Genomic DNA, 21,050 nt, shown 5'->3' with positions numbered 1-21,050 from the left:
CCCCGACGTCCCGGGCCCGTCCGCGTCCGCCCCCTGCACGGCGGCCCACAGCGACCGTTCGCCGAAGTGCCCGCCGCCCGCGATCCGCAGCCGCAGCGGGCGACCGCGGCGGGCGGCACGGGCGAGGCGCTCACGCAGTCCGTCCGACCGGGCTTCGTCCACCTCGCCGTAGAAGGCGAGCGTGATGTGCCAGTTGGCACGCTCGGTCCAGCGCAGCGTTTCCGCACCCGCCAGGGAACGCAACGCCGCGACCTGGTCGGCGAGTTGACCGGAGCCGTCGAGCACATACGCCGGCGGCAGCAGCGCCGTGAAGAGTCTCATGGCCCCAGCATGCCCGCGGGCGGGCGCGGTTCCGGAAGAGGGGCGACGGGCAGCTCGGCCGCTACGCCGCGGACCGCACCCCGCGCGGATCACGCTCCACGGAACCGGCGCCGTCCCCGGCTTCGCCGGCGCTCCCGGAGCCCTGGCCCCTCCCGGCGTCTCCCGCATCCCCGACGACGGCCGAGGCGTCACGCGGCACGAACGTCAGATGCCGGTGCCCGCGGCGCAGATCCACCCGGAGCCGCAGACCGCCCGCCCGCGCCAGCGCCAGTCCGACCGCGACGGCGACCGCCGCCGAGATCACCCCGCCGGAGAGGAAGCCGACGCGTACGCCGAAGGTGTCCGTGACCCAGCCCATGATCGGGCCGCCGATGGGCGTACCGCCCATGAACACCATCATGTACAGGCTCATCACCCGGCCCCTCATCGCCGGGTCGGAGGCCATCTGCACGCTGGAGTTGGCCGTGACGTTGAAGGTCAGACCCACGATCCCGATCGGGGCCATCAGCGCCGCGAAGAGCCAGAAGGACGGGGAGAGCGCCGCCGCCGTCTCCAGTACGCCGAAGAGCAGCGCCGCCCCCGCCATCAGCCGCATACGGGAGGAGCCGCGCCGCGCGGAGAGCAGCGCCCCCGCCACGGACCCGACGGCCATGAGCGTGTTGAGCAGCCCGTACGTACCGGCGCCCTCCTGGAAGACCTTGTCCGTGAACGCGGTGAGCCAGATGGGGAAGTTGAAGCCGAAGGTGCCGATGAAGCCGACCAGGATGATGGGCCACATCAGCTCGGGGTGGCTGCGCACATAGCTCAGGCCCTCCCTGAGCTGGCCCTTGGTACGGGGAGCGCGCTCGACGGGGAGCATCTCGCTGGTGCGCATCATCAGCAGCCCGGCCAGCGGGGCGAGGAAGGAGAGCCCGTTGAAGAGGAAGGCCCAGCCGCTGCCGACGGCGGAGATCAGCACACCGGCGATCGCGGGGCCGACGAGCCGGGCGCTCTGGAAGTTCGCCGAGTTGAGCGAGACCGCGTTGCCGATCTGCCCGGGGCCGACCATCTCGGAGACGAAGGTCTGCCGGGTCGGGTTGTCGAGCACCGTGGCGAGGCCCAGCACGAAGGCCAGGACGTAGACGTGCAGGACGTGGACGTTGCCGCTGAGCGTCAGCGCGGCGAGCGCGAGACCCGTCAAGCCCATGACGGACTGCGTGATCAGCAGCAGCCGGCGCTTGTCGCAGCGGTCGGCGACGACGCCGCCGTAGAGGCCGAAGAGAAGCAGCGGCAGGAACTGCAGAGCGGTGGTGATGCCGACGGCGGTCGCGGATCCGGTGAGGCTGAGCACCAGCCAGTCCTGGGCGATGCGCTGCATCCAGGTGCCGGTGTTGGAGACGGCCTGGCCCATGTAGAACAGCCGGTAGTTGCGTATGCGCAGCGACGAGAACATCGACGGCTTGGGGCCGGGGCAGGCGGTGCGTCCGCCGTCCTCGCTCGCCGCCGCCCGTGCGTCACGGCCGGCCGCCGGGGCGTTCAGCTCGTCCGGCAGGTCGTCGGGCACGTCGTCGGGCACATCGCCCGGTATCCCGTCCCGCGGCTCGTCCGGACGCCGGTCCGGCTGCCGCTTCTGCTGCTGGTTCTGTTGCCGGTTCTGCTGCCGGTTCTGGGGCCTGTCATCGGGTGCGGGTGCGGAATCTGTTCCGTGGCCCGTACTCAATCGCCTTCGCCTCCTCGTCGGTCCGTGTTCGTCGTCTGCTCGTCTCCGTCGTGCCGTACGTCTCCTGACAGGCGCGCTGCCGCGCGCCGGGGCGCGTGACCCGCGGACCCCTCGTCCTACGAGTGCGCCAGCTTCTCCAGCACCGGGGCCGCGGCCCGCAGCCGCTCCCACTCGTCATCGTCGAGCCGTCCGGCCAGCTCGGCCAGCCAGGCGTTCCGCTTCTCGCGGCTGGCGGCGAGCATCGACTCGGCGCGCTCGGTCTGCGTGACCGTCTTCTGCCGGCGGTCGTCGGGGTGCGGCTCCAGCCGTACGAGCCCCTTCGCCTCCAGCATCGCGACGATGCGGGTCATCGACGGCGGCTGGACGTATTCCTTGCGGGCCAGCTCGCTGGGGGTGGCCGATCCGCACCGGGCGAGGGTGCCGAGCACCGACATCTCCGTGGGGCTCAGCGACTCGTCCACGCGCTGGTGCCGCAGGCGCCGCGACAGGCGCATGATCGCGGTACGCAGCGAGTTCACCGCTGCCGTGTCGAGGTCGTCCGCGCGAGCGCCGGTCGCATGTTGCTGGGGGGTTTCCGGCATGTCGTTAGCGTAACTCATTACCTGGCCTAAAGAACAGGCGAGGGGCGAGGTCACGCACTGTCCAACAGCTCACACATACGAGTGACTTCGCACGGAAATCTGACACGTCACCCCGGGGCCGCCCGGGACCGTGGACGCATGACGTCGATGACCTCGAAGGTGCTCAGCCTGCGGATGGACAGCGACCTGTTCGACCGGCTGCACACCCACGCCGCCAAGCGCGGCATGAGCGTCCAGGACTATGTGGTCCGTGCGCTCGTGCGCGACGACTTCGACGAACGTCTCCAGACCTCCGTCGAGGAGACGGAGAGATTCTTCGCCTCCGCCGCCTCGTCCGTCTCGTCCCGCCGGACGGCTACCTGACGCCCAGCGCCTGCTCGATCGGATGGAGCATGAAGTAGACGAGGAAGCACGCCCCGACGGCGCCGAGCAGCCAGGGCACCTCGCGGATCCGTCCGGTCGCGGTCTTCAGCAGCACGAAGGCCAGGACGCCCACGCCGATGCCGTTGGTGATGCTGTACGTGAAGGGCATCGCGATCACCGTCAGGAACGCCGGCACGGCGACGGTCGCATCGCCCCACTCGATCGAGGCGACGTTCGACGCCATGATCAGAAAGCCGACGACGACGAGCGCCGGGGTGGCCGCCTGGTGCGGCACGATCGTCGCGAGCGGGGTGAAGACGAGCGCGAGCAGGAAGAGGCCGCCGGTCACGATGTTGGCGAGCCCCGTACGGGCGCCCTCGCCGACGCCCGCCGTGGACTCGACGAAGCAGGTGTTCGCCGAGCACGAGCCGAGACCGCCGCCCGCGACGCCCACGCCGTCCACCATCAGGATGCGGCCCATGCGCGGAAGCTGGCCCTTCTCGTCGGTCAGCCCCGACTCCTCGCCGACGCCGATGATCGTGCCCATCGCGTCGAAGAAGCCCGACAGCAGCACGGTGAAGACGAAGAGGCCGCCGGTCAGCACCCCGACCTCCTTGAAGCCGCCGAAGAGGCTGACCTGACCGATCAGGCCGAAGTCCGGGGTGCCGACGACCGATTCGGGCACCTTCGGGACGTTGAGACCCCAGTCCGCTTCGGGGATGTCCGCCGCCGCGTTCACGACGATCGCGACGACGGTCATGGTCACGATGCCGATCAGGATCGCGCCCCGCGCCTTGCGGACCACGAGGACGAACATCAGCGCCAGCCCCAGCACGAAGACCAGGACCGGCCACCCCGTGAGCTGTCCGCCCTGCCCGAGCCCGAGCGGCACGGTGGTGTGCGCGGAGTCCGGGTTGCGGGTGACGAAGCCCGAGTCGACGAGGCCGATGAGCGAGATGAACAGGCCGATTCCGATGGCGATGGAGCGCCGTATGCCGTTCGGGATCGCGTCCATCACGCGCTGCCGCAGCCCGGAGGCGACGAGGATCATCAGCACGAGCCCGGCCAGCACGACCATGCCCATCGCGTCCGGCCAGCTCATCTTCGGTGCGAGCTGGAGCGCGACGACGGCGTTGATGCCGAGCCCGGCGGCGACGGCGATGGGGACGTTCCCGACGACGCCCATCAGCACGGTGGTGATCCCCGCGATCAGCGCGGTGGCGGTGACGAGTTGGGCGTTGTCCAGGCGATGACCGAACTTGTCCTCGGCCGAGGCGAGGATGATCGGGTTCAGTACGACGATGTAGGCCATCGCGAAGAAGGTGGCCAGACCTCCGCGCAGTTCCCGGGTGACCGTGGAGCCGCGTTCGGAGATCTGGAAGAAACGGTCGACCGGGGCGGCGGCCGTGGAGGGCATACCGTGACCTCGATGGTGCGGTGCGGTCCGCGCACGGCGGGCCGATGTGCAAGAGCGATCAGATTCGGACCTGGTCACGGCTGATTCCGGCCACATCCCAATCCGCCTCAGTATGAGGACGTCGATTCGGCGAACGCCATCTCCGCGCGTAGACGGGGCCCTTCGGCCGCCCACGGCCACCGGCCTCCCGCACGCCGACGCCGCTCGATAGGCTGTTCCCCCTGCCCGATCCCCGCGCCCGGCGGCGTACGACGCGGATCCCGCCGCCCCGCGAACGTGAGAGGAAGCTGCGTCCATGGGCCTGATGAACCGGTGGACCGACGGCCAGCGGGAGGCCCCCGAGCCGCTCGAAGGCCCGGTCAGGGGCACCGTCCTCGTCGGCATCGGCGTCTGGCTCCTGCTCTTCCTCGGTCAACTCCCCTTCTACGGCTGGTACGAGGACCACGGGCACACCTGGTTCATCTGGACCTGCGCGGCGGGCGCCGGGCTCGGACTGCTCGGCCTCTGGTACGTACGGGCCCGCGAGCGGGCCATCCGGCGCGAGGCCCAGGACTCGGCCTGAGCGGTTCCGTCTGAACGGTTCCGTCCGAGCACGCCCGGCACCCACGGCGGCCCGGTCCCGGGGGCCGCTGCCCGTACCGGCGCCGTGCGTATGATCACGCCGACGGGCATATGCCCGTCGACCCACCGCATCCACGGCCCCGGCCGCTCCTGCCGCGCGCCATGAGCTGTGGGCGGTGGGCCGTGGGCCGTCGACCGCTCCGGCGACGGGCCGGCAGAGGGGCAGGAAGGGACGACGTGGACGAGAGGCATGCCGAGCTGGAGCAGTTGCGGCGGGCCATGGAGACGCGTCCGGTCATCGACCAGGCACACGGTGTGCTGATGGCCGCCTACGGCTGCACGCCCGACCGCGCCTGGGAGGTCCTCGTCGCCGTCTCCCAGCGGACCAACACCAAGCTGCACAGGGTCGCTTCGGCACTCGTCGGCACGACGCAGGGGCAGTCGCTGGACGAGCCGCTGCGCTCCGCGCTCCGCGCCGCCCTGAAGGCCACGAAGCCGGATGAGAAGTCAGACGAGAAGCCGGACGAGAAGAACGAGAAGGACGAGACAGAGCAGGGCGCGTAAAACGCCCGTACCGTCTGATACATGACGGAGCGGACGGGCGCCGCCGCCGGGACGGACTCCGGGGACGGCCCCCTGCGCGGGCTGAGCGCCGCCGAGGTGGCGGAGCGCAGGGCACGCGGAGAGATCAACGACGTGCCGGTACGCAGCAGCCGCTCCCTCACGGACATCGTCCGGGCCAACGTCCTCACCCGCTTCAACGCCATCATCGGCGTCCTCTTCGTGATCATCCTCATCGTCGGTCCGGTGCAGGACAGCCTCTTCGGCTTCGTCATCGTCGCCAACACCCTGATCGGCATCGTCCAGGAGCTGCGCGCCAAGCGGACCCTGGAACACCTCGCCGTCATCGGCGAAGTGCGGCCCGTCGTACGGCGGGACGGCGAGCAGGCCGCCGTCTCCACCTCGCAGATCGTGCTCGGCGACCTCATCGAGCTGCGGCCCGGCGACAAGTGCGTCGTGGACGGCGAGGTGGCCGAGGCGGACGGTCTGGAGATCGACGAGTCGCTGCTGACCGGCGAGGCCGACGCCGTGGCCAAGGCGCCGGGCGACCGTGTCATGTCGGGGAGCTTCGTCGTCGCGGGAAGCGGTGCGTGCACGGCGACGCGGGTGGGGCGGGACGCGTACGCCGCGCAGCTCGCCGAGGAGGCCTCGCGCTTCACGCTCGTCAACTCCGAGCTGCGCAACGGGATCAACGACCTGCTGAAGTACGTGACGTGGGTGATCGTGCCGACGGGGATCGGGCTCGTGCTCAGCCAGCTCTTCGTCGGGCGGCACGATCCGGCGTCCGCGGTGCGCCGGATGGTCGGCGGGATCGCGCCGATGGTGCCCGAGGGGCTGGTGCTGCTGACGTCGATCGCGTTCGCCATCGGGGTCGTACGGCTGGGGCGGCGCAAGTGCCTCGTACAGGAGCTGCCGGCCATCGAGGGGCTGGCGCGCGTCGACGTCGTCTGCCTCGACAAGACGGGCACGCTGACCGAGGGCGGTATGGACGTCGCCGAGCTGCGGATGCTGCCGGACGGGGACGGGACGCACGCGGACGCCGCGGACCCGGCAGACCCCGCGGCCCCGGCAGACCCGGTGAGCGGGGACGGAGCCGGGGACGGGCAGGCCCACGTCGAGCACGTACTCGCCGCCCTCGGCGCCGCCGACCCCCGTCCGAACGCGAGCATGCAGGCCATCGTCGACGCCTACCCTCTCGGCCCTCCCGACGGCGACCGGCCCGGAGACGGGGCGACGGCCTGGCAGACCGCGCAGTCGCTGCCGTTCTCCTCCGCCCGCATGTACAGCGGCGCCACCCTCGTCGCGCCGGACGGCACCCGCCGTACCTGGCTGCTGGGCGCCCCCGACGTCCTGCTGCCGTCCGGCCACCCCGCCTCCGCCGACGTCGACGCGCTCAGCCGCGAGGGGCTGCGCGTGCTGCTGCTGGCCGCGAGCGGACATGCGCCGGACGCACCGGAGGCCGTGGACGACGCCGTTCCCGCAGCGCTCGTCGTACTGGAGCAGCGGCTGCGGCCCGACGCGGGCGACATCCTGGGCTACTTCGCCGACCAGGACGTCACCGCGAAGGTCCTCTCCGGGGACAACGCGGTCTCGGTCGGCGCCGTCGCCGGAAAGCTGCGGCTGCCCGGCGCGCAGAACCCCGTCGACGCCGCCCGGCTCCCCGAGGACACCGCCGGGACGGTGCGCGCGCTGGAGAGCGGCACCGTCTTCGGACGGGTCTCGCCGCAGCAGAAGCAGACCATGGTCGGCGCGCTCCAGGAGCACGGCCACCACGTGGCGATGACGGGCGACGGCGTCAACGACGTGCTGGCGCTGAAGAACGCCGACATCGGTGTGGGGATGGGCACCGGTTCGGAGGCCACGCGTGCCGTCGCGCAGATCGTGCTCCTCGACGACAGCTTCGCCGCGCTCCCGTCCGTCGTGGCCGAGGGCCGCCGGGTCATCGGCAACATCGAGCGCGTCGCCAATCTCTTTCTGACCAAGACCGTCTACTCGGTGCTGCTGGCCGTGCTGGTGATCCTCTGGCAGGTGCCCTATCCGTTCCTGCCGCGCCATCTGACGCTGCTGTCCTCGCTGACCATCGGCATCCCGTCCTTCTTCCTCGCGCTCGCGCCCAACAGGGAGCGCGCCAAGCCGCACTTCGTCCGCAGGGTGATGCGGTACTCGGTGCCGGCCGGGCTCATCGCGGGGGCGGCGACCTTCACCGTGTATCTGCTGGCGCGCCACCACTACACCGGGCGCGGGTCGCTCATGGCGGAGACGAGCGTGGCGACGCTGACGCTCTTCCTGATCGCGATGTGGGTGCTGGCGATCGTCGCCCGTCCCTATAGCTGGTGGCGGATCCTGCTGGTGGCGGCGATGGGGCTGGGCTTCGTCGCCGTGCTCGTCTTCCCGGTGCTCCAGCGGTTCTTCGCGCTGCGGCTGACGGGGACGGTGATGCCGCTGACCGCGCTCGCCGTGGCGGCGGTCGCGGCGGCGGCGCTGGAGGTCGCCTGGCGCTGGGTGACCCGTCCCGGTGAGAACGGTCCGCGGGGGCGGGATCGGCGGTCCCGGCGGTACGGGAGGCGCGAGCGGCGCGGGACGTGAACGGTCAGCACGCGTACCAGCGCACCGTCGCGTCCGCCCGCCGCAGGGAGTCCACCCGGCGCGCGAACTCCCGTCCCGCCGCCGGGTTTCCGGGGACGTGCTGCGCCGCCCACGCACAGGCCGCGGTCTCCCGCGCACCCCGCAGCACCGCACAGCCCGGCCACTCCCGTACGTCCCAGCCGTAGGCCCGTACGAAGTCCGCGTAGGCCGCCTCGTCGAGCCCGTAGCGCTCCCGGCTCAGGGCGAGCACCACCAGATCGTGTTCGCGCAGATCGTCGGCGAAGGTCTCCAGATCGAGCAACAGCGGTCCGTACGGGCCGACATGGACGTTGCGCGGCAGGGCGTCGCCGTGCACGGGACCCGGTGGCAGTACGGGCGTCAACTCGGCGGCAGCGGCCGCGAATTCGTCGCGCCGCGCCCGCAGATACGCGGCGTCCGCCGGCGGCACCGCGTCCCCGGCCAGCCGCAGCCAGCGCTCCACGCCGGAGAGCAGATCGCGGGGCGGCAGCGTGAACGGCGGTGCGGGCAGGGCGTGTACGCGGCGCAGCAGCCCGGCGAGGTCGGCCGGCACCGCCTCCCGTACGGGCTCCGCCAGGCGCCGCCAGAAGGTGAGCGGATGCCCGTCGACGACGGTGACGCCGGGACGTGCCGCCCGTACCGCGGGCACCTGCTGCTCCTCCAGCCAGGCGGCGACGCGCAGTTCGCGCTCGGCGCGCTCGCGCAGCGACGCGTCGCGTCCGATCCGTACGACGACCGGCTCCTCACCGGGGGGCTCCAGGGCGAGGACGGCGTTCTCGCCGAGGGCCAACAGCCGTGCGCCGTCGGCCTGTTCGCCCGCGGACGCGAGCAGCGCCCGCGCCCGCCGCTCGGTGAGGGGAGGGCGCGGCGCCCCGTCGTCACCGTCCTCGCGGTCCTCGCAGTCTTCGCGGTTCTCACAGTCCTCGCGGTCCTCGCGTCCGCTCTGCTCGCCTCCGGCCATCCGTGCAGCGTAGGCCGTGTACGGAAGGGGCGGCGGCGCGGGCCTACTCGTCGCGCAGCTCCATCGATCCGTACTCGGGACGCCCCTCCCACTCGTAGGTGTGGATCGCGATGCCCGTGCCGGTGGTCGTGGAGTCGGTCAGCTTCAGCGCGGTGGGCAGCGCGCCGTCCGCGAACAGCCGCCGGCCGTTGCCCAGGACGACGGGATAGACCAGCAGCCGGTAGACGTCGATGAGGTCGTGCTCCATCAGGGACCGCGCGAGCGCGCCGCTGCCGTGGATCTGGAGCTCGCCGCCCGGCCGCTTCTTCAGCTCGGCGACCTGCTCGGGTACGTCCCCGGCGAGCAGCGTCGAGTTGTGCCACTCCACGCTGCTCAACGTCCGCGAAGCGACGTATTTCGGGAGGGTGTTGAGCTTGGCGGCCACCGGGTCGTCGGGGTCGGTGACGGCAGGCCAGTGCCCGGCGAAGATCTCGTACGTACGGCGGCCGAGCAGAAAGCCCTCGGCGGCGCCGATGGTGCGCGCGACGAAGGCGCCCATGTCGGCGTCCGCATACGGGACGACCCAGCCGCCCTGCTCGAAGCCGCCGCTGGTGTCCTCGGTGGGGCCGCCCGGCGCCTGCATGACGCCGTCCAGGGTCAGGAAGCTGGTGAGGGTGAGTGTGGTCATGCCGTAGGGACCGGTGCGCGGCGCGGAAGTCATCGCTTCCGCGCCGCATGTCCCCGGCCGGGAGCAGTCCCGTGCGGCACGGGCGCGGCCCGTACCGTCAGTCGAACCAGCGGGCCCGCTCCAGCTCGGCCACCCGCTCCGGGTCCTCCAGCAGCGCCGCCACCTCGAAGCGGCGTGCCCAGCGGCCCGACGCCCAGGCCAGCCCGGCGGCCACGCCCTCCAGCGTCGCCGCGTGCACCACGCCGTCCGGGGTGCGCCGCCACTCGGCGTCCTCGCCGTCGACGACCAGCTCGTCGTGTTCGCGGTAGGTGCGCGGCGCCTCGGGCAGCAACAGCCGCACCGCGTCCGGCACTTCGCGTTCCGTGCCCTCGCCGGAGGCCGCGGTGTCGATCCGTCCCGGCACGGCCTCGCTCAGCCGCGTCACCTCCAGTACGGCCGCCAGGTCCGCGGCGTGCCGGGGCGGGACGGGCAGCAGCGCACGGGTGCGGGCCGAGGGCACCAGATCGGGGGCGTCCGCGATGAGGGCCTCCTCCCTCGGGACCACCTCGACGGCGCCGCTCCCGGCCCGTACGGCGCACAACGCGTCCGGGAGCGTGACCTCTTCGGGGTCGAGCCGCGCCAACAGCCCGTAGAGGCCGTGCAGTTGGACGTGGTCCACTTCGGCGTCCGGGTCGGCGAGCCGCTCCAGCAGCTCCGCCGCGCCGCCGGGCTCCTCCAGCAGGGCCGTCGCGGACGTACGGACGCCGAGAGCGCGCAGCACCTGGGCGTCGCCGAAGTCCGCCTCGGCCTCCTCGTACAGCCCGTCCAGCAGCGGGTCCGCACCGGCCGCGCGCAGACCCGCGGGGCGCCGTCCGTCCAGCACGGGGTGGCCGCGCAGCCACCACGCGGTGTACGGACGTACGGTCTCCGTCACGCCGTCCGGCAGCAGCACCCGTACGGGCGCGGTCAGGGCGTCCCGCAGCGGCGGGCGGGCGAGCAGCGTCAGCGCCTCCGGCCAGCAGTCGTCGTCGACCAGGTCCAGGTCGCGTACGGCGACCAGCTCCGCGGCGACCGGCGGCACCGCCGTCTGCGACTCGGGCAGCCGGTCGAGCACGTCCTCGCACCACACGTCGACCGCGTCGAGCAGGCCCACGTCGTCCGGCTCGGCGAAGTCGCCCTCGCGCGGCTCCAGTTCGTCCGGGTCGAGCACCACGTCCGTGGCCCGTACGAGTACGAAGCCGGCCTGCACGCCCACCGCCGTCAGCGGCTGCTCGCCCCAGCGCTCCGCCAACTCGGCGTCGCAGGCGGGCAGTTCACCCTCACGGATGACGCGCTCGAAGTCGCTGCCGGGGAAAACGAGTTCACCCGCGGGGGCCAACTCGCCCTCCTCGTCGGGCAGTGCGAGCGCACCGAGCCACGGCTCGTCGCCGGGCGCGAGCCCCGCGTCGCGTACGAGGCCGAGCACGACCTCCGCCAACTCCTCGGCGTCCAGCGGCCCTTCGCCCTCCTCGGCGAGGCCGCCGTCCCACGCGTCGCCGTCGTCCAGCGACGCGGCGACGGCCGCGCGCACCTGCGGCGTCGTCAGCACGGCGCGGGGCGTGGCGCCCGTCGCGCCCAGCTTCTCCAGCAGCGGGTGCACCGCGTCCTCGTGTGCGACCTTCAGCCCGAGCCGTGCCAGCGTCGCCGCACGCTCCGTCGCCGGCGACGCGTCCGGGAGCGGCAGCAGCACCTGCCGCGGACCGATCGTGGTACGCCCGGAGCCGGCGAGCGGCACCGGAAGTCCCGTCAGACGGTCCGGATCGACGCCGGCCAGCGAGTCGTACAGCCGCCGCCACCACTGCGGGGGACGTACCGCACCCGCGAGCCGGTCGATCACCTCGCCCAGCGGCACCCGCGCGACCTCCAGGGCGCGCAGCTCCGGGCGGCGCTCCAGGCCCGCGGGCAGCAGACTCGGGAACAGCTCCGCCAGCACGCCGACGGTCTCCGCGCCGGCGCCCTCGGCGATCTCCGCCTCGCGGGGCCGCAGGACGACGGGCTCGCCGTCCTCGTCCCGGGCGGCGCCCGCGAGGAACGGCACCGAGGGCAGCCGCGCGAGGAGCAACTGCCGGAGCCTGCCGTCCAGTTCGCCCTTGCCCAGCGGGCCCGGCACCAGATCCACCACGCCGTGCGTCACCGGTCGCCACTCGCGCAGCAGCCGTACGTACGCGTCGGCCGCGCGCTCCAGCAGAAAGTCCGTGAGCGGGCCCGGCGCGACATGGCGGCGCGTGGACTCCAGCGGGAAGCTGGCGATCAACAGCGCGGGCAGGCCGAGCGGTTCGTCCGTCGGGGTCGGCGCGTGCACACACCGCTGCGTCGGCGGCGGCACGGGACCGCCGTCCTCCACGGGCACCGCCCACGTCACCGACCAGGTGCGGCGGGTGCGCTCCTCGACGGGACGGTCCTCCAGCAACTCCGGCTCCGCGACGCCGCTTTCCTGCGCCACCCGCCAGCGGCGCACGTCGCCGCCGTCGTGCCGTACGTCGACGAACGGGCCGTCCGCGTGCCGCGTCAGCGTCCGCACGCCCTCCCCGGTCTCCACGACGACCTCGTCCAGGCCGGGCAGCGTCAGCAGCAGCGCGTCGTCGACGGCGGCCAGCAGCCGTTCCGCCAACTCCCGTGCGTCCGCGTCCCGCAGGGGCAGCAGCACCGCCGTGTCGTACCCCTCGGGCGCGGTGCCCTCCGCGGGCAACGGCAGCCGCAGCAGCGGCGCGTGCCCCTGGCGGCGGGCCAACTCCTCTTCCAGGGCGGGCTGTTCACGCGCCGCCTCGTGGACCATCTCCCGCGCCGCGTCCAGCGACCACCGCACGCCGCCCGTCGCGCCCAGGACGGCCGGTTCGTCGCTGACGGCGAGAACGGCCGAGAAGCCCACGCCGAACCGGCCCACCGACGCCACGTCCTCGTCGTCCCGCTTCGCGGAGGCACGCAGCGTCGACAGCGACTCCACGCCGCTCGCGTCCAGCGGGGCACCGGTGTTGGCGACGACGAGCACGCCGTCGCGGAGGGTGAGCCGGAGGCGGCCGGGGGTGCCGGCGCGGGCGGCGGCGTCCGAGGCGTTCTGCGCCAACTCGATGACCAGACGGTCCCGGTAGCCGCCGAGCGCCAGCTCCTGCTCGGCGTTGGCGTCCTCACGGAACCGGGCGGGCGAGGCGGTCCAGGCGTCCAGCACACCACGCCGCAGCCGCGCCGTCCCGAACACGTCTCCGCCTCCCGGCGGTTCTTCCAGGGCCATGGCCGCTCTCTCCTTCACTCGCGGTGTCCGGTGGACGCTACGGCATCCGCCTGACGGCTCGGGCCGGGTGTGGGTCGCCTCGGGGTGCGTTGTGGTTCCGGGGGCGGTCCGGGGTGCGTGGCGGTGCGTTGTGGTTCCGGGGGCGGTCCGCTCCGGTGTCCCTGCGCGTCCCGCCCCCTCCGGCCGTCCCGTCGCGCGTCTGACCCTCTCGTCGGGGTGCGCCCACCGCCGTCAACTACCGCCGTGCGTGGGCGGCTTGGAGCCGTCTCGCTCATGCGTCCAGGCAACTACGGCCCTGCATGGATCGGTTAGGGAACCCAACCCCGCGGACGCGGGGAGCATCGCAGGGCGCTCATGGCGCCGCGGGTGTTGACGGGACCATCCCCGCGGACGCGGGGAGCGCTCACGGGGCCGGTCGCCACGGCCGCCGGCGGGGGGACCATCCCCGCGGACGCGGGGAGCGCCCTCGTCGAGCAGCGGCTCTACCCGACAACACCCCTGGTTTTACTCGCCGTCGTCCTGCTCCCGAACGGGCCCACGTACGGCCGTAGTTGCTCGGACGTACGAGAGAAGGCGGCCTCAAGCCGCCGACGCACAGCGGCATTTGACGGCCATGGGCGGACTCGGGACGAGAGGGCNAGGAGGGGGCGGGACGCTTGGGGTCTCCCCAGCGGAGCGAGGGGACGGGACAGCGGAGCGACCCGCCCCCGGAACCACCAACGAACCGACCGCGCACGCCGCCGACTACGAAAGCTCGTCCGCCCGCGTCTCGTCGATCACCGGGGGCGGCGGCTGGGGCGCCCTCGGCATGACCGCCGCCTCCGAGTGGCCGCCGCAGCCGTACGACAGGGAGACCACGTGGCCGTCCGCCGGGCTGTACTCGTTCGCGCAGACGCCGAACGCCTGCCGCAGCGTCCCCGCCAGCGGCATCATGAAGCCGCACGTCACACAACTCGCGGGCGCCGACTGGGCCATGCTCGTGCCCGCGCCGTACTCCTCGTCCCAGCGTTCGGCCGCCGTCTCCAGCCCGTAACGCGACAGGACGCGCGGGCGGCCCATGCCCAGCTCCTCCGCGACGGCCACGATCGTGCCGCGGTCCGGCGGCGGGACGATCTCGCTCGGGGAGACCGGTTCGAGGTCCGCGCCGACGGACTCGGCGACCTCCTCGGCCTCCTCCGTCACGCCCGGCGCCCCGGTGACCCCGTCCGCGGCCACCCCGCGCGGCGCCCCCGCCGCGACGCCCGGCTCCAGCCGGAGGTCGTCCGCCTCCGTCGGCAGCAGGTCGCCGGGCCCGAGGTCGCCGGGGCGGAGACGTTCGTTCCAGGGGACCCACTCGGGGGCCAGCAGCGCGTCCGGGCCGGGCAGCAGGACGGTCTCGTCGAGGGTGACCGTCTTCGCGCGCGACGCGCGGGTCAGCGTCGCCGCCCAGCGCCAGCCCCGGTACGCGGTCTCGCGGCACTCGAAGAAGTGGGTGACGACGCGGTCCCCGTCCGCGGTGACCTCGATGTGATCACCGACCTCCCCGGGTCCGGCCGCGGCCTCGACGGCCTCGCGCGCGAGATCCACGGCTTCGGCGCAGAGCCGGTCGGGGGCCGGGGCGCGGCGGGTACGGCCGCTTCGCGTCGCGGCGGTCATGCAGCACTCACAAGAATCGTCTCTCCTACGCCATAGCGCCGTCATCGGCGTGCACTTCCGTACGGCGGCCGCGTAGGGGACGGGCGGTTTGCGGACGGAGCGGGACCCGGGGGCCGCTACGGACGTCCGCGCCCCGCTCGGGGCCGTGCGGAGCACACCGTCAACCACGCTACCCCACGGATCAGGCCGCCCGTTCCGGAGGGATCGCGCCCGCGCCCGCCGGGATCCCCGAGGGGGCCCGGAGGATTCCGTACGTCCCGGAGCCCACCCCGGATCAGGCCCGGGTCCCGCCTGGACCACGCCCTGGAGCACACCCCGCACCACGCCCCGGACCGTACGAACTGTCCGTACGGCGTGGACCGTCCGCATCCGTCACCGCCGGTGGGGCAGACTGAAGCTCGTGGCTGCCGAGCCTGGACGCGGTCGTCGTCTGCTTCGCGGGGCCGCGCGTGCCGTACGCCGGCCACCCGCGGCGATGGCCCGCCGCCTGCGCCGCTTCACTCACGCCGAGGGCGCCGGGGAGTCCGGACTCGGCAAGCTCATCGAGCTGCACGCCGTGAACTCGGCGGGCGACATGCTGATCACCGTCGCCCTCGCCTCGACGATCTTCTTCTCCGTCCCCACCGGCGAGGCACGGGGCCGGGTCGCGCTGTATCTCCTCGTCACGATGGCGCCGTTCGCGCTGCTCGCCCCCGTCGTGGGCCCGTTGCTGGACCGGGTGCCGCACGGGCGGCGGGCCGCGATGGCCGCGTCGATGCTGGCGCGGGCGCTGCTCGCGCTGGCGATGTCGGGGGCCGTGGCCTCCGGCGGTCTGGAGCTGTATCCGGCGGCGCTGGCGGTGCTGGTGTCGTCGAAGGCGTACGGAGTGGTGCGCTCCGCGGTGGTGCCGAGGCTGCTGCCGCCGACGTTCTCGCTCGTGAAGGCGAATTCGCGCGTGACGCTCGCGGGACTGGTGGCCACGGGGGCGGCGGCGCCGCTCGGCGCGGGACTGCACCAACTCGGCCCGGCGCTGCCGCTGTACGGGGCCTTCGCCGTCTTCGTCCTCGGGACCTTCCTCTCCTTCTCGCTGCCCGGGAAGGTCGACTCGGCGAAGGGCGAACGCAAGGCACGCCTCGCGCCCGCCCCGCGGATCGTCGGCCGCGCGGGCAGCCGTACGGGCAACGACAGGAACGCAAGGAACGGAAAGAACGGCAAGAACGGCGGCAAGGACGAGAAGCGGCCCGGGCTGCGCACCGTCGGGATGTCCGTGCGCAGCGCGCTGGTCGCCAACTCCGCGCTGCGCGCCCTGTCCGGCTTCCTCACCTTCTTCCTCGCCTTTCTGCTGCGCGACCAGCCGCTGACCGGACTCTCCGGCGCCTTCTCACTCGGTCTGGTGGCCGTCGCCGCCGGCGGCGGCAACGCGCTGGGCACCGCGATCGGCTCCTGGCTCCGCGCACGCGGCCCGGAGGTGATCATCGCGGGCGTACTGGCCTGCGCCCTGACGGCGAGCGTCACCGCCGCGCTCGTCTACGGGACGGTCACGGTCGCGGTGGTCGCGCTGACCGCCGGGATCGCGCAGGCGCTCGGCAAGCTGTCGCTGGACGCGCTGATCCAGCGGGACATGCCGGAGGAGATCCGTACGTCCGCCTTCGCGCGCTCGGAGACGCTGATGCAGATGTCGTGGGTCGTGGGCGGCGGGCTCGGCATCGCGCTGCCGCTGATCGCTCCGCTGGGGATGGCCGTCGGCGCGGTGCTGATCGCCGCGGGCGGCGTGTTCTCCGTACGGAATCTGCTCCGCGCCGCCCGGCACGGCACCCCGCACCCCCGCGTCGCCTGACGCCCGTACGCCGGTAGCCTGCGGCCATGCGCCGTCCGCGGATTCTGATCGTCACCGCCGTCGCCGCGGAACGGGACGCGGTGCTCGCCGGGTTGGACGCCTCGGACGGGCGGGACACCTCGGACGCCACCGCGGACGCCACCGCGGACGTGGACGTGGACGTCCTCGCCGCCGGGGTCGGTCCGGCCGCGGCCGCCGCGGGCGCCGCCACCGCGCTGGCCACCGCCGCCGCCCACGGCGAACCCTTCGCCTTCGCCGTCTCCGCCGGCATCGCGGGCGGCTTCGGACAGCCGCTCGCCGGCACGGTCCTCGCCTCGTCGATCGTCGCCGCCGACCTCGGCGCGACCACCCCGGACGGCTTCGCCTCCGTGACCGAGCTGGGCTTCGGCGTGACGGAGCACCGTCCGCCGCCCGGTCTCGTACGGGCCGTCGCCGAGGCGACCGGTGCAGCGAGGGGACCGGTGCTGACGGTCTCGACGGTGACCGGAACGGCAGAGCGCGCACGGGAGTTGGCGGCCCGGCACCCCGGCGCGGTGGCCGAGGCGATGGAGGGCTTCGGGGTCGCGGAGGCCGCCGCCGCGCACGGCGTACCGGTGCTGGAGCTGCGTACCGTCAGCAACGCCGTCGGGCCCAGGGACCGCGCCGCGTGGCGGATCCCCGAGGCGCTGACCGCCCTCGGGACCGGCTGTGCAGCGATGCTGCCGGTGCTGCGAGCATGGAGAGCATGAGCACAGCGCCGCTGCAGATCGCCTACTCCCCGTGCCCCAACGACACGTTCGTCTTCGACGCCTGGGCGCACGGCCGTGTGCCGGGCGCACCGCCGCTCGACGTCACCTTCGCCGACATCGACGTCACCAACGGCATGGCCGAGCGCGGCGAGGGCGACGTCCTCAAGGTCTCGTACGCGGTGCTGCCGTGGATCCTGGACGAGTACGCGCTGCTGCCCTGCGGCGGCGCACTCGGCCGGGGCTGCGGTCCGCTGGTGCTCACACGGGACGCGGTGGAGCCGGGCGCGCTGAAGGGCGGCACGGTCGCGGTGCCGAGCGAGCGCTCGACCGCGTATCTGCTCTTCCGGCTGTGGGCGGCCGACGAAGTCCCGGGCGGCGTGGGCGAGGTGATCGTCCTGCCGTTCCACGAGATCATGCCGGCCGTGCGCGACGGACGCGTCGACGCGGGGCTCGTCATCCACGAGGCGCGCTTCACGTACCAGGAGTACGGGCTGCACAAGGCGGCCGACATGGGCGAGCACTGGGAGCACACCACGGGCCTGCCCATCCCGCTCGGCGCCATCGTCGCCCGCCGCTCGCTGGGCACGGCGACGCTGACGGAGCTGGCCGAGGCGGCGCGCACGTCGGTACGGATGGCGTGGGAGGACCCGGAGGCGTCCCGTCCGTACGTGCTGGAGCACGCGCAGGAGATGGACCCCGCGGTCGCGGACCAGCACATCGGGCTCTACGTCAACGAGTTCACCGCGGACCTCGGCGAGAACGGCGTCGCCGCCGTACGGGGACTGCTGACGCGGGCCGCCGCGGAGGGGCTGGTGCCGCCGCTGCGGGACGAGGCGCTGGCGTTTCCGCCGCCGCCCGCCTGAGCGCGGTCCGCGCCCTGACGGCCGCCGTGCCGTCGTCGCCCCGCCGTCGCGAACCGGCGGCGTCAGACGTCGAGTTGGTCGGCGACGGCCCGCAGCATCCCGGCGATCTTGCGGCCGTGCTGCTTGTCCGGGTAGCGCCCGCGCTCCAGGCCCTGCGCGACACCGTCGAGGAGCGTGGTGAGGTCCTGGACGATCGAGGCCAGCTCGTCGGGCTTGCGGCGCTGCGCCGCCGCGACCGAGGGGGCCGGGTCCAGCACGCTCACCGAGAGGGCCTGGTCACCGCGCTGCCCGGCGACGACGCCGAACTCGACCTTCTGGCCGGGCTTCAGCGCGTCCACCCCGCTGGGCAACACGGAGGAATGCACGAAGACATCGCCGCCGTCGTCGCGGGAGAGAAAGCCGAAGCCCTTCTCGCTGTTGAACCACTTGACCTTGCCGGTAGGCACGTCTGTCCTCGTCCTCGTACTGCCGGGCAGCCTCGGCTGCGTCCTGAAAGCTGTGTGATCTCGTCCTGAACCCTGCTCCGGAGAGCAAGTTGAGCGGGCCGAATGACCCGCTCACCACCAAGGCTAATCCCCCGGTGCCCGGTTGACCCGGGGGCGTATCCCGGGCCTCTCGGGGTCCGGGGTGCCACCGATCGATTCCTCCGTACGGTTGCCCACCGATCTACCCTGGCCGTGTGAACACTGAAACGTCCGGCCCCGGGGATCTTCTGGTGCGGTGCGGGGGCGTCGTCTTCCTGATCGGCGCGCTCGCCACCGTGGTCACCGTGGCCCCGCTCTTCCTCGGCACCGAACCCTTCCCCGCGCCCGCCTACTTCGTCTGCATGCTGATGGGCGTGGGCTTCGTGCTGGCCGCCGCCGGGCTGGTGCGGACGGCCAGGAGTCAGCGCCGCGAGCGGTAGCCGGCGAGCAGGTCGGCGAACCAGGCGGGGAAGTCGCCGAGGCCGCCGTCCAGTACGACGTCGGCGCCCGCCGCGCGCAGCTCGTCCGCGCCGCAGGGACCGGTCGGCACGGCGACGGAGAGCGCACCGGCGGTACGGGCACCGCGCACGTCCCCGGTGTGGTCCCCCACGTACACGCTGGCGCCGAACTCCCGCAGCGCCTCCGCCTTGGCCTCCGCCCACAGCCAGCCGGCGACGGCGTCGGGCCCGATGCCGAGGTGTTCCAGATGCAGCACGGCGTTGGGCTCGTGCTTGGCGGTGACGACCACGGCACGGCCGCCCGCCTCCTGTACGGCCGCGACGGCGGCACGGGCGCCGGGCATCGCGGGGGACGGCCCGACGGCATGCTGCGGATACAGCTCGCGGTAGCGCTCGGCGACCCGCGGGATCTCCTCGTCGGGGAACCAGTGCGCCAACTCCTGTTCCAGCGGCGGCCCGAGGCGGGTCACGGTCAGGGCGGCGTCGATGTGTCTGCCGGTCTCGGCGGACAGCGCCTCGTAGGCCGCCCTGATGCCGGGGCGGGTGTCGACGAGGGTCATGTCGAGGTCGAAGCCGACGGTGGGGACGGGTGCGTCCGGGCCGCCGGACGCGGTGAGCCGGGCGTGGGGACCGTGGGCGCTGTCGTGCGGTGCCATGGGGCCATCCTGCACGGGCGTACGGGGTTCACGACAGCGGGATCACCGCCGGTCAGGAGCCGGGCAGCGGCCGGGTGGCCGGCCGTTCAGAGGCCGGTGCGGTCGGCGGAGCGCGGATCCCGCACCGTCGTGCCGCTGTGGAGGACCCCGGCCATGGCACGGTCCCGCCAGTGCGCGGTGGAGTCGTACAGCGGCGCCCCGGTGTCGACCGTGGAGAGCAGCACACCCGTACGCCCGCGCGGCAGCCGCCCCGTCGTGACGCCGTCGGCCCGTACGAAGAAGGCGCCCCAACAACTGTGGCGCGCCGAGGAGTTGGGGCAGCTCATCCAGAAGTGGTTGGCCGCGGCGGCGGCCGTGGCCGAGGCCGGCATGGTGATGCCGGGGTAGGTGTCGGCGGTGTTGAAACGCAGTACGTCCTCGCCGACGGCCTCGCGGATCGCGGCGACCTTGCCGGGCGGGAGGCCGCCGGCGTGGAAGGAGTGCAGGACGAGCTGGACGCCCTGCCGCCGGTAGTCGCGGTACAGCTCGGGGAAGCGGAAGTCGTAGCAGATCAGCGTGGCGCAGCGGACGCCGCCCACGGTGAAGACCACGGGGTGGTCGCCCGGGGTGTAGTGGGCGAGGTCGCCGGTGCGGCCCTCCGGGTCGCCGGAGCAGAAGCGCTTGTCGTAGCGGTCGGCGATGCGGCCGGTGTCGTCGACGACGAACAGGCTGTTGTGCGGCTTGTGTTCACCGGTCAGCCGGTGTGCCGAACCGAGCACCACCCACAGGCGCAGTTCGGCGGCGAGTGCCAGCACGCGCCGGGTCGCGGACTCCAGCGACTCCCAGTCGAATCCCCGGAAGTCCTCGAAGTCCGCGCCCGCGTAGCCGGAGAGGGCGCCCTCCGGGAAGTGCACGAGCTGCGCGCCCCGCTCCTTCGCGGTCCTCATCTGCCGCATGACGTAACGGCAGTTGCGCTCGATGCGGGCGTCCACAGGGAACTGGCACGTCGCCACCGTCAGCCTGGTCACCCGTGCAGCGTGGCACGCGGGCGCGGGGCCGGGCACCGAGTTTTCGCGGCGGCGGGGGCGGGGCGGCCCGCCCCCCGTGCGTCAACTTCCGTACGTACGGCGGGCGTTCACACCCTCGGCCGCCGGGCCCGCCAGAGCAGGAAGAGCGCGCTGGCGACCGCCGCGATACGGAGCAGGACCGGCCAGGTCTCGGTGAGCGCCTGGCCGAGGGCGTCGCCGCCCTGGCGGAGGGGCTCGCCCCAGCGGCGGTCGGAGCGGCCCCACAGCCACACCATCGTGCCGATCACGACCAGGCCGGGCATGCCCGCCGCGGCCCACTTGGCCTCCGTACGGCGCAGCCTCGGCGACCACCAGGCCGCCAGCCATCCCGCGCCGAGCGGAATCAGCGAGCCGACGGCGGCGCCCGCGAGCAGCAGGACCACCGCGGCCAGTTCGACCACG

Annotated in this window: 19 protein-coding genes and 1 pseudogene; 8 read left to right on the top strand and 12 right to left on the bottom strand. The window is 73.4% G+C overall.

Translation table 11 applies throughout. The features are described 5' to 3' along the window. From AN218_RS27975 to AN218_RS27965, 3 genes are all read right to left on the bottom strand, one after another. Positions 1 to 321, bottom strand: a 321-nt coding sequence (locus AN218_RS27975) for a 2'-5' RNA ligase family protein (RefSeq protein WP_171908817.1), incomplete at its 3' end; no start/stop codon positions are given. 61 nt (positions 322 to 382) lie between these two features. Further along, positions 383 to 2,020, bottom strand: coding sequence for an MFS transporter (locus AN218_RS27970; protein ID WP_244900762.1), 1,638 nt, complete (start codon positions 2,018 to 2,020; stop codon positions 383 to 385). A 116-nt stretch (positions 2,021 to 2,136) separates the two neighbouring features. Continuing rightward, positions 2,137 to 2,601, bottom strand: coding sequence for a MarR family winged helix-turn-helix transcriptional regulator (locus tag AN218_RS27965; RefSeq protein ID WP_070019900.1), 465 nt, complete (start codon positions 2,599 to 2,601; stop codon positions 2,137 to 2,139). A gap of 147 nt (positions 2,602 to 2,748) precedes the next feature. Here AN218_RS27965 and AN218_RS27960 point away from each other — a divergent pair, with 147 nt between their 5' ends. Then, entirely contained in the window at positions 2,749 to 2,964 is a 216-nt protein-coding gene (locus tag AN218_RS27960) for a ribbon-helix-helix protein, CopG family (protein WP_070019906.1), read from the top strand. Here AN218_RS27960 and AN218_RS27955 read toward each other — a convergent pair. Beyond that, a complete protein-coding gene (locus AN218_RS27955; protein ID WP_070019899.1) occupies positions 2,957 to 4,381 on the bottom strand; it encodes an NCS2 family permease in 1,425 nt (474 codons plus the stop codon). The two genes, AN218_RS27960 and AN218_RS27955, sit on opposite strands and share 8 nt — an antisense overlap. Before the next feature lie 304 nt (positions 4,382 to 4,685). Here AN218_RS27955 and AN218_RS27950 point away from each other — a divergent pair, with 304 nt between their 5' ends. From AN218_RS27950 to AN218_RS27940, 3 genes are all read left to right on the top strand, one after another. Then, positions 4,686 to 4,943: a DUF2530 domain-containing protein gene (locus AN218_RS27950; RefSeq protein WP_070019905.1), complete on the top strand. Its 258-nt coding sequence runs from the start codon at positions 4,686 to 4,688 to the stop codon at positions 4,941 to 4,943. A gap of 236 nt (positions 4,944 to 5,179) precedes the next feature. After that, a complete protein-coding gene (locus AN218_RS27945; protein ID WP_070019898.1) occupies positions 5,180 to 5,506 on the top strand; it encodes an ANTAR domain-containing protein in 327 nt (108 codons plus the stop codon). 21 nt (positions 5,507 to 5,527) lie between these two features. Beyond that, a complete protein-coding gene (locus AN218_RS27940) occupies positions 5,528 to 8,089 on the top strand; it encodes an HAD-IC family P-type ATPase (protein ID WP_070019897.1) in 2,562 nt (853 codons plus the stop codon). A gap of 4 nt (positions 8,090 to 8,093) precedes the next feature. Here the strand turns inward: AN218_RS27940 and AN218_RS27935 are convergent, their stop codons facing one another. The 4 genes from AN218_RS27935 to AN218_RS27920 form a co-directional block, all read right to left on the bottom strand. Continuing rightward, positions 8,094 to 9,068 (bottom strand): phosphotransferase enzyme family protein, encoded by a 975-nt coding sequence (locus tag AN218_RS27935; RefSeq protein WP_079132671.1) that lies wholly within the window; start codon positions 9,066 to 9,068, stop codon positions 8,094 to 8,096. A 43-nt stretch (positions 9,069 to 9,111) separates the two neighbouring features. Beyond that, positions 9,112 to 9,735: a dihydrofolate reductase family protein gene (locus tag AN218_RS27930; protein WP_070019903.1), complete on the bottom strand. Its 624-nt coding sequence runs from the start codon at positions 9,733 to 9,735 to the stop codon at positions 9,112 to 9,114. Between the two features lie 97 nt (positions 9,736 to 9,832). Continuing rightward, positions 9,833 to 12,982, bottom strand: a complete 3,150-nt coding sequence (locus AN218_RS27925; RefSeq protein ID WP_070019896.1) for a sacsin N-terminal ATP-binding-like domain-containing protein — start codon at positions 12,980 to 12,982, stop codon at positions 9,833 to 9,835. Positions 12,983 to 13,726: 744 nt separating this feature from the next. After that, a complete protein-coding gene (locus tag AN218_RS27920) occupies positions 13,727 to 14,617 on the bottom strand; it encodes a DUF3027 domain-containing protein (RefSeq protein ID WP_070019895.1) in 891 nt (296 codons plus the stop codon). Positions 14,618 to 15,092: 475 nt separating this feature from the next. Here AN218_RS27920 and AN218_RS27915 point away from each other — a divergent pair, with 475 nt between their 5' ends. The 3 genes from AN218_RS27915 to AN218_RS27905 are packed head-to-tail and all read left to right on the top strand — an operon-like array spanning position 15,093 to position 18,024. After that, positions 15,093 to 16,433 carry an MFS transporter gene (locus tag AN218_RS27915; protein ID WP_079132670.1) on the top strand — a complete coding sequence of 447 codons (1,341 nt, stop codon included), beginning with the start codon at positions 15,093 to 15,095 and terminating at the stop codon, positions 16,431 to 16,433. Between the two features lie 26 nt (positions 16,434 to 16,459). Further along, on the top strand, positions 16,460 to 17,161 hold the full coding sequence (locus AN218_RS27910) for a futalosine hydrolase (protein WP_070019893.1): 702 nt from the start codon (positions 16,460 to 16,462) through the stop codon (positions 17,159 to 17,161). Then, positions 17,158 to 18,024, top strand: a complete 867-nt coding sequence (locus AN218_RS27905) for a 1,4-dihydroxy-6-naphtoate synthase (RefSeq protein WP_107421594.1) — start codon at positions 17,158 to 17,160, stop codon at positions 18,022 to 18,024. The genes AN218_RS27910 and AN218_RS27905 overlap by 4 nt, the downstream gene beginning before the upstream one ends. Before the next feature lie 62 nt (positions 18,025 to 18,086). Here the strand turns inward: AN218_RS27905 and AN218_RS38825 are convergent, their stop codons facing one another. Further along, a complete protein-coding gene (locus tag AN218_RS38825; protein WP_070019891.1) occupies positions 18,087 to 18,470 on the bottom strand; it encodes a cold-shock protein in 384 nt (127 codons plus the stop codon). 233 nt (positions 18,471 to 18,703) lie between these two features. Here AN218_RS38825 and AN218_RS27895 point away from each other — a divergent pair, with 233 nt between their 5' ends. Continuing rightward, positions 18,704 to 18,928: a hypothetical protein gene (locus AN218_RS27895; RefSeq protein WP_070019890.1), complete on the top strand. Its 225-nt coding sequence runs from the start codon at positions 18,704 to 18,706 to the stop codon at positions 18,926 to 18,928. Here the strand turns inward: AN218_RS27895 and AN218_RS27890 are convergent. The 3 genes and pseudogenes from AN218_RS27890 to AN218_RS27880 form a co-directional block, all read right to left on the bottom strand. Beyond that, positions 18,910 to 19,602 (bottom strand): HAD family hydrolase, encoded by a 693-nt coding sequence (locus AN218_RS27890; protein ID WP_079132669.1) that lies wholly within the window; start codon positions 19,600 to 19,602, stop codon positions 18,910 to 18,912. The genes AN218_RS27895 and AN218_RS27890 overlap by 19 nt on opposite strands. An 86-nt stretch (positions 19,603 to 19,688) precedes the next feature. Further along, positions 19,689 to 20,609 (bottom strand): carbon-nitrogen hydrolase family protein, encoded by a 921-nt coding sequence (locus AN218_RS27885; protein WP_079132668.1) that lies wholly within the window; start codon positions 20,607 to 20,609, stop codon positions 19,689 to 19,691. Between the two features lie 107 nt (positions 20,610 to 20,716). Further along, positions 20,717 to 21,050 (bottom strand): annotated as a pseudogene (locus tag AN218_RS27880) (hypothetical protein); the annotation flags it as partial.

The organism is Streptomyces nanshensis (genome assembly GCF_001751255.1).
GTDB lineage: Bacteria > Actinomycetota > Actinomycetes > Streptomycetales > Streptomycetaceae > Streptomyces > Streptomyces nanshensis_A.
This window is presented reverse-complemented; position numbering and strand designations above follow the sequence as displayed.

Bases quoted from the DNA above. Each gene is read 5' to 3' on its own strand.
- AN218_RS27915 (WP_079132670.1), top strand. From the start codon at position 15,093: ATGGCCCGCCGCCTGCGCCGCTTCACTCACGCCGAGGGCGCCGGGGAG.
- AN218_RS27950 (WP_070019905.1), top strand. From the start codon at position 4,686: ATGAACCGGTGGACCGACGGCCAGCGGGAGGCCCCCGAGCCGCTCGAA.
- AN218_RS27910 (WP_070019893.1), top strand. From the start codon at position 16,460: ATGCGCCGTCCGCGGATTCTGATCGTCACCGCCGTCGCCGCGGAACGG.
- AN218_RS27955 (WP_070019899.1), bottom strand. From the start codon at position 4,381: ATGCCCTCCACGGCCGCCGCCCCGGTCGACCGTTTCTTCCAGATCTCC.
- AN218_RS27925 (WP_070019896.1), bottom strand. From the start codon at position 12,982: ATGGCCCTGGAAGAACCGCCGGGAGGCGGAGACGTGTTCGGGACGGCG.
- AN218_RS27930 (WP_070019903.1), bottom strand. From the start codon at position 9,735: ATGACCACACTCACCCTCACCAGCTTCCTGACCCTGGACGGCGTCATG.
- AN218_RS27920 (WP_070019895.1), bottom strand. From the start codon at position 14,617: ATGACCGCCGCGACGCGAAGCGGCCGTACCCGCCGCGCCCCGGCCCCC.
- AN218_RS27965 (WP_070019900.1), bottom strand. From the start codon at position 2,601: ATGCCGGAAACCCCCCAGCAACATGCGACCGGCGCTCGCGCGGACGAC.
- AN218_RS27960 (WP_070019906.1), top strand. From the start codon at position 2,749: ATGACCTCGAAGGTGCTCAGCCTGCGGATGGACAGCGACCTGTTCGAC.
- AN218_RS27905 (WP_107421594.1), top strand. From the start codon at position 17,158: ATGAGCACAGCGCCGCTGCAGATCGCCTACTCCCCGTGCCCCAACGAC.
- AN218_RS27935 (WP_079132671.1), bottom strand. From the start codon at position 9,068: ATGGCCGGAGGCGAGCAGAGCGGACGCGAGGACCGCGAGGACTGTGAG.
- AN218_RS27940 (WP_070019897.1), top strand. From the start codon at position 5,528: ATGACGGAGCGGACGGGCGCCGCCGCCGGGACGGACTCCGGGGACGGC.
- AN218_RS27890 (WP_079132669.1), bottom strand. From the start codon at position 19,602: ATGGCACCGCACGACAGCGCCCACGGTCCCCACGCCCGGCTCACCGCG.